Source organism: Streptomyces paromomycinus (assembly GCF_003865155.1).
GTDB lineage: Bacteria > Actinomycetota > Actinomycetes > Streptomycetales > Streptomycetaceae > Streptomyces > Streptomyces chrestomyceticus.
Map to the genome: position 1 here is coordinate 744,946 of NZ_BHZD01000001.1, position 6,782 is coordinate 751,727.

Annotated in this window: 9 protein-coding genes; 2 read left to right on the forward strand and 7 right to left on the reverse strand. The window is 71.0% G+C overall.

Annotated elements, in window-relative coordinates:
• Positions 1–361: 361 nt before the first annotated feature.
• Positions 362–829: an RICIN domain-containing protein gene (locus OEIGOIKO_RS02925; RefSeq protein WP_125043517.1), complete on the forward strand. Its 468-nt coding sequence runs from the start codon at positions 362–364 to the stop codon at positions 827–829.
• 50 nt (positions 830–879) lie between these two features.
• On the opposite strand, the gene OEIGOIKO_RS02930 is transcribed toward OEIGOIKO_RS02925, so the two are convergent.
• The gene (locus OEIGOIKO_RS02930; protein ID WP_125051557.1) at positions 880–1,989 is read right to left on the reverse strand and encodes a Gfo/Idh/MocA family protein; all 1,110 of its coding nucleotides are present in this window, start codon (positions 1,987–1,989) and stop codon (positions 880–882) included.
• 145 nt (positions 1,990–2,134) lie between these two features.
• Between OEIGOIKO_RS02930 and OEIGOIKO_RS02935 the strand changes: the two genes are divergently transcribed.
• On the forward strand, positions 2,135–2,482 hold the full coding sequence (locus OEIGOIKO_RS02935) for an ArsR/SmtB family transcription factor (RefSeq protein WP_125051559.1): 348 nt from the start codon (positions 2,135–2,137) through the stop codon (positions 2,480–2,482).
• Between the two features lie 232 nt (positions 2,483–2,714).
• Here OEIGOIKO_RS02935 and OEIGOIKO_RS02940 read toward each other — a convergent pair whose 3' ends face one another.
• The 6 genes from OEIGOIKO_RS02940 to OEIGOIKO_RS02965 form a co-directional block, all read right to left on the reverse strand.
• A complete protein-coding gene (locus tag OEIGOIKO_RS02940; protein WP_125051561.1) occupies positions 2,715–2,987 on the reverse strand; it encodes a DUF5133 domain-containing protein in 273 nt (90 codons plus the stop codon).
• Between the two features lie 67 nt (positions 2,988–3,054).
• Entirely contained in the window at positions 3,055–3,960 is a 906-nt protein-coding gene (locus OEIGOIKO_RS02945; protein WP_246177166.1) for an RNA polymerase sigma factor SigF, read from the reverse strand.
• 193 nt (positions 3,961–4,153) lie between these two features.
• Positions 4,154–4,567, reverse strand: coding sequence for a DUF3662 domain-containing protein (locus tag OEIGOIKO_RS02950; protein ID WP_125051563.1), 414 nt, complete (start codon positions 4,565–4,567; stop codon positions 4,154–4,156).
• Positions 4,568–4,672: 105 nt separating this feature from the next.
• The gene (locus OEIGOIKO_RS02955; RefSeq protein WP_170251520.1) at positions 4,673–4,891 is read right to left on the reverse strand and encodes a hypothetical protein; all 219 of its coding nucleotides are present in this window, start codon (positions 4,889–4,891) and stop codon (positions 4,673–4,675) included.
• A 56-nt stretch (positions 4,892–4,947) separates the two neighbouring features.
• Positions 4,948–5,781 carry an ABC transporter permease gene (locus OEIGOIKO_RS02960; RefSeq protein ID WP_125051564.1) on the reverse strand — a complete coding sequence of 278 codons (834 nt, stop codon included), beginning with the start codon at positions 5,779–5,781 and terminating at the stop codon, positions 4,948–4,950.
• Positions 5,778–6,734 carry an ABC transporter ATP-binding protein gene (locus tag OEIGOIKO_RS02965; protein ID WP_125051566.1) on the reverse strand — a complete coding sequence of 319 codons (957 nt, stop codon included), beginning with the start codon at positions 6,732–6,734 and terminating at the stop codon, positions 5,778–5,780. Before OEIGOIKO_RS02965 ends, OEIGOIKO_RS02960 begins: the two co-directional genes overlap by 4 nt.
• Positions 6,735–6,782: the final 48 nt, after the last annotated feature.

Sequence of the window (6,782 nt, forward strand, 5' to 3'; positions counted from 1 at the left end):
CGCCCGCCGCTCCTCCCTTCCCCCCACCACCCGCGTACGCGGGCCGGGAGGAGCGGCCGGGCAGCGGCTGGACCCGAGTCGGACGATCCCCCGCACCACCCGACCCAGGCAGCCTCGGCCGGAGCCCGCCCACGACGGAAACGGGCCTCCGAAGCCATGCCGAGTATATTGGCTCGGAGCCAGTCAACGCAGCGGCTGCACCATGACCATTTTCGAGCGGTCCGCCCGACAGCCCTGACGATCATGATTCGGCCGTCTCCCGTACTGCCTCCCGGCGCGGGAGTCCCGTCGGCCCCACCCACATTCGTACACTTGAGCGATATGGCGGCGACGGGCCGCGACGAGGGAAAAAGGGGCGGACGTGAGTGGTGCCGAGGGTCTCGCGGCGGTCGGCGAGGGGGCGTATGCGCTGCGCAATGTGGGCAGCGGCCTGCTGCTGGAGGTCGAGGACGGCCGCAAGGGCAGCGGGGCGAACGTGCGGCAGGGCACGGAGGACGGTTCACCGGCCCAGTTGTGGCGGGTCACCGAGGTCCACCCCGGCAGCGGACTGCGCCATCTGACCAACGTGGGCAGCGGCAAGCGTCTGGACGTCACCGGCGCCTCCACCGAGAACGGCGCCAACGTCCAGCAGTGGAAGGCCAACAACTACGGTGCGCAGGAGTGGCTGCTGGAGCAGGACGTGGCCGAGCCCGGCACGTTCACGCTGACCAACTACGCCAGCGGGCTGCTGCTGGAGGTCGCCGACGACAGTACGGAGCCGGGGGCCAACGTCCAGCAGTGGGAGGACCGGGACCGCCCGGGCCAGTGGTGGAAGCTGGAGAGCCGCTGACGCGCAGCGCTCTCCGGCCCGGACACCGGGGCTCCGGGGCCGTCGGCCTCTCAGAACCCGGCGACGCGCTCGATCCGGTCGAGCAGGCGGTGGCGGCGGACGGCGTGGGCGAAGTCCGGGGCGTGGTGGGTGCCGTCCGTGAGGTCGCGGCGGATCTGCTCGTAGGCATGGGCCACGGTGTACGCGACTTCCGTGGTGCGGCCGGCGAGCGCGGGAATCGCCGCGTCGTACGAACCGGGAACCGGCAGTTCCGCCAACTCCGCACCCGCTCCGCGCGCGCCGAAGACGGTGACCTGGCCGAACTGCAGATGCCCCGAGTCGCCGGTGACCAGCAGGTCGCCGGCGGTCCCGTTGATCTCCCAGTGGAAGTTGGTGGCGCGGGACAGGCCGCCGCGGAAGTGGAGCGAGGCCACCGCGCCGCCTTCGAGTACGCCGCTGACGGCGATCTGGTCCGGCACGTCCATCCGCGCCGGTTCACCGGTCACGTCGTTGTGCACCTTGGGGCGGCGGGTCGCCATGGCGGCACCGAGGCCGGTGAACTCGCCGAGGGCCATGGTCACGGCGTCGACGGTGTGCCCGAAGGGGATGGTGAGCAGGGAGCCGCCGTTGGCACGGTCGAGGAGGTACGCACCGGCCGGCTCGAACCGCGCCCCCCAGCGGCGGCCCGAGGCGATGACGCTGGTGGACAGCACTTCTCCCACGTACCCGTCGGCGACCAGGTCCCGTACGTACCGGACGGGCGGCGCGGAGCGGGCCTGGAGCCCGACGAAGGTGCGGACACCCCTGGCCTCGGCGACGGCGGCCAGCTCCTCGGTCTCCGCGAGGCCGTTGCCCAGCGGCCATTCACTGAGCACCGCCTTGCCGGCTTCGAGGGCGGCCAGTACCAGTTCACGGTGGTGCGGGACCTTCACGGCGACGACCACGAGGTCGACCTCGTCGCGCCGCACGAGTTCCCGGGCGCTGCCGAAAGCCAGCGGAACGCCGTACTTCTCCCCCGCCGCGCGCGCGGATTCCGGGGTGGTGGCGGAGAGGGCACGCAGTTCGAACCCCGGTACGGCGGCGAGTGCGGGCAGATGGGCGCGGGCGGCCCAGCCGCCGGAGGCGCTGAGGCCGATGATGCCGACGCCGACAGGGGCGGCGGAGGGAGAGTGCGCGGGCATGGCGGATTCCTTTCACCGGTCACGCGGTGGGGCGCTCGGTGCCGAGCGAGGAGCACGACCGTAACCCATGTTCGCGTTAAAGTGAACATGAATCCATGGGCGGTCACGGAGGTCACGCAGGGGACCGGTGAGGGATACTGAAGCCATGGCCAGCCGTACGTCCTCCCCCCTGCTCCATCCCGACGAGCGGGACTTCGACCTGTTCGCCGTCATGAGCGCGCTCACCGACCCGGTCCGGCTGAGCATCGTCCTGCGGCTCGCCACCGAGTCGGCGGTGCCCTGCGGCACCTTCGACCTGCCCATCGCCAAGTCCGCGCTCAGCCGGCACCTGCGGGTGCTGCGCGAGGCGGGCGTCATCAGCCAGCGGGACGAAGGCACCCGCCGGATCAACTCGTTGCGCACGCGGGAACTGGACCGCCGCTTCCCCGGCCTGCTCACCCTCGTACTGAAGGAAGGCACGGAGCGGGGCGTGCCGCAGCCGACGGCCGGCTGACCGGGGCTCAGCGCGCACGTCGACCTCGCCGGTCTGCCCGAACATCAGAACAGCATCTCCGGGATCGCAGCCGCTGCCTGCGCGGGCTCCGTGCTGACCGTCGCCCGCGCCGCGGACGCCGTGGCAGCGCCGCCGCCCTCGCAGCACAAGAGCCGAGCGACCGGACCTACAGACCGAGCCCCCTTCCCGCCCACGGCAGGAAGGGGGCTCGGGCGCGCTCACGCCACCGCGCTCAGGCGGTCAGCCGCACGTCCGTACCGGCAGCCGGGGCCGCGTCCTCGGTCCGGGGTGAGGCATCCGTCACGCGGGGTGCGGCGGCGAGCTGCCGATGCGCGACGGCGAGGGCGTCCTCGGTCCTCCGGGTTCCCGTCGAGACGCACAAGGTGTACGAGACGTCCTCCAGCCGCTGCCGGGACGCGTGCGTGCCCTCCTCCGCATGGAGCACCCGCAGCGTCTCGTACTGCTCGACAAGATCCCGCAGAATCGCGGGGTGGGCCGTCAACACGGTCTCTTTCCCTCCATGGCCGTAGGGTTTTTCACGGGGTTTCACCACACGTCGTGGCGCGGTCGCGTCAGGCTTCGACGCACAGGCCCGTGCGGAGCTTGCCGAGGGTGCGGGCCAGGAGCCGGGACACATGCATCTGGGAGATGCCGAGCGCCTCGCCTATCTTGGACTGCGTCATCTCCTGGCCGAACCGCATCTCGATGATCTGGCGTTCCCGGTCGTCCAGCTCCTGGATCAGCGGGGCGAGAGCGTGCAGGTTCTCGACGGTCTCGATGGCGGGGTCGGTGTCGCCCATGGTGTCGGCCACCGTACGGGCCTTGCCGCTCGCCGGGCCGTCCTCGGACTGCTCGTTGGGCGAGTCCAGGGAGCCGGCGGCGTAGCCGTTGGCGGCGACCAGACCGTCCAGGACCTCTTCCTCGGTGATCTTCAGATGGGTGGCCAGGTCCTTGACCGTGGGGTCGCGGTCGAGGGCGCCGGCCAGTTGCTCCTTGGCCTTGGCTATCTCCACCCGCAGCTCCTGGAGCCGGCGCGGGACGTGCACCGCCCAGCTGGTGTCGCGGAAGAAGCGCTTGATCTCGCCGACGATGTACGGCACCGCGAAGGAGGTGAACTCCACCTCGCGCGACAGGTCGAACCGGTCGATCGCCTTGATCAGGCCGATCGTGCCGACCTGGATGATGTCTTCCATCTCGCCGCTGCCGCGGTTGCGGAACCTGCTGGCGGCGAACCGCACCAGGGACAGGTTCATCTCGATGAGCGTGTTGCGGGCGTACTGGTACTCGTGCGTGCCTTCTTCAAGGTGGCAGAGCTGCTCGAAGAACAGCTTGGACAGCTCACGCGCGTCCTTGGGAGCGACCTTCCCCGCGTCCTCGACCCACGGCAGTCCCTCGGCAACGCCCCGCGACTCGCTCGCCGGCCGGTCCGTACCGGCCGTCTTCCCGAGTTCCACAGTCCGCACTGCTGCCGTTGTCATGACTCGCCCTTTCCTGCGTCGACGACGATGTGAGGGAGCGGGTTCCCAGATCCACACCACTCATTCCTCACAGATCAAAAACAGTCGGCGCAGGTCGGGCCATCAGTGGCGCAATACAGACCAACGGAGGGGGCATATCGTGCGTTTGACAGCAAAAGGAGCACCGCGGGCGCGGGGTGGTGTGGGGTACGTCTCACGGGGAGGGGGCCGTCGTGCGGGGCGCTTCCGGGGGCGTTTCGCTGAACGCGTCCGCCGGTATGTTGGGCATGGCCTGGCTGGTGATGCGGTAGCGCCCGTCGAGGGGTTCCTCGGCGCCGGTCACGTGGACGGTGAGCGGACCGGCCCACTCGTAGTCGTGCTCGGCGGCGTGCCGGGCCAGGACGTCGGTCAGTTCCTGGCCGATCTGCCCGTCACGCTCGCCGAGTTGCTCGTGGACGGCGGGGGTCAGTTCCACCTTGTAGGCGTTGGGGACGAGGACGCGGCGCCGGCCGCACACCACGGCGTGGCGGTCGCATTCACGTCGCAGGTCGTCGCAGAGCTCGACCGGATCGTTGCCGAGCACCTTGTCGACCAGCGCGCTCTCCCAGTGCTCCACCGTCTTTTCCATGCGCGTGAGCATTCCCATGCCCCGCCGGGTGCCCGGTTCGGGGTATCCCATTCGGCGCGGCGGACATCGACGGCCGCGACGGTGGACGCGCGTTCCCCTTACCCGTCACGGGTGCCGGATCTCCGGCGGAACCGGCGGCTCGGGAGCCGTGGGAGCCGCCGGGGCCTCGAAGGGCGGCGGTTCCTCGGCCGCCGACTTCGGGCGGGCCGGCCGCGGTACGGCCGGAGCCGGGGGCGGGGCGGGCGCGACGGGCTCGGGTGCGGGCGGGCGGGGCGGAGCCGGGATCCGGACGCCGGATTCCGCGTTCTCGGGCGATGTGGACATGGTGTTTCCCTTCGGAGAGTGGTGCGAGTGGCACGGGGACTGCGGTGGGCGGAAGGTCACCGCAGGACGCGGCGGGCGAACGAGCGCATGGCGAGCCGACCGAATCCCACCGCGCCCACCAGGAGGGCCGTCAGGAAGGCCCAGGCGGGCATGGAGTCGATCTGCGGCGTGAGGACGGCGCGCAGGCCCTCGTTCATGTAGACCATGGGGTTCAGGAGGACGGCGTACTGCAGCCAGGGAGTGCTTTCCAGCGCCGTCCAGGGGAAGTACACGCAGCCGAGCATCATCGCGGGGAACATCACCAGGGTGAACAGGACCTGGATCTGGCGCGGGTCGATGCGGGTGGCCAGATACATGCCGATCGACGCGGCCAGCACCGCGCCCGTCAGCAGGACGAGGACCAGCATCGGCCAGTCGGCCACCTCCACCGCCGGCGCGTGGCCCTGCGCGTGCACCAGCAGGACGACGGGGAAGACCAGCAGCCCGGCGACGAGTCCCTCGACCACGGCGGAGAGGATCTTCTGCAGCCCGAGCACCCGCACGGACACCGGGGCGAGTGCCCGGTCCTCGATGGCGCCGGGCCCGGACAACTCCATGACCAGGGGGAACGTCACGGCAGCCATCGCCTGCAAGACCATGGAGGAGCCCACCAGCCCCGGCACCATGACCGTCGAGAACGCCTCTCCCCCGGGTCCGGCACCGCCGGCCCCGACCTTCGGCAGTACGTACGCGAAGACGAAGACGAACAGCAGCGGCTGGATGACGACACGGACGGCGCTCATCACGAAGTTGCGCCGCAGCACTCTGGCGTCGCGCGCCATCATGGCCGCGAAGGTGTGCAGGGCGCGGCTCTTGGCGGCCGGTGCCCGGGTGGGCACGGTGATGGTCATTCGCGGAACTCCCGTCCGGTGAGGGTCAAGAACACGGTTTCCAGGCTGGGGGCGATCTGGGACGCGTCGACGACGGTGAGTCCCGCCTTGGCGGCCAGCGCCACCAGGTCGCTGAGCACCCCGTCCGGGTCTTCGGCGAAGACCCGGACCTGTCCGTCCGTGGCCTCCACGCGGTCGGCCCGCGCCATCGCGCGCACCGCGGCGAGGTCGAAGTCGCCGCCCTCGTAAACGATGGTGACCACGGTCTCCGCACCGACGGACTCGCGCAGGGCCGGGACGCTGTCGCAGGCCAGGACCCGGCCGTGGTCGATCACGGCGAGCCGGTCGCACAGCGTCTCGGCTTCCTCCATGTGGTGCGTGGTGAGCAGGATCGTCTGCCCTTCGGCCTGCAGTCCGCGCAGCACGTCCCAGAGGTGGAGGCGGGACTGCGGGTCGAGTCCGGCCGTCGGTTCGTCGAGGAAGAGCACGTCCGGGCGGTGGACGAGGGCCCGCGCGATCATGACGCGTTTGAGCTGGCCGCCGGAGAGTTCGAAGACCCGGGCCCGGGCGCGGTCGGCCAGCCCGAACAGGGCGAGCAGGGCCCGCGCCCTGGCCCGGGCGTCCCGGCGGCCGAGGCCGAAGTACCGGCCGCGGAACTCCAGGTTCTCGGCCACGGTCAGTTCGATGTCGAGCGTGTTGTCCTGCGCCACCACGCCGATGCGCCGTTTGACCGCCACCGCGTCGGCGGCCACGTCCAGGCCGCAGACCTCCGCGCGGCCCGCCGTGGGCCGGACCATCGTGGTCAGCATGCCGATGGTGGTGGACTTGCCGGCGCCGTTGGGTCCGAGCAGTCCGAAGAACTCCCCCTTCGCCACGCTCAGCCCGAGACCGCGGACGGCCTCCGACTCACCGCCGCCCGGCCCTGGGTAGCTCTTGCGCAGACCGTCGGCGTGGATCGCCAGATTGCCGGTCATCGGGGCACCTTCCTGTTGTCGCCGCCCCGTCGCCGAGGCCGTTGTCGC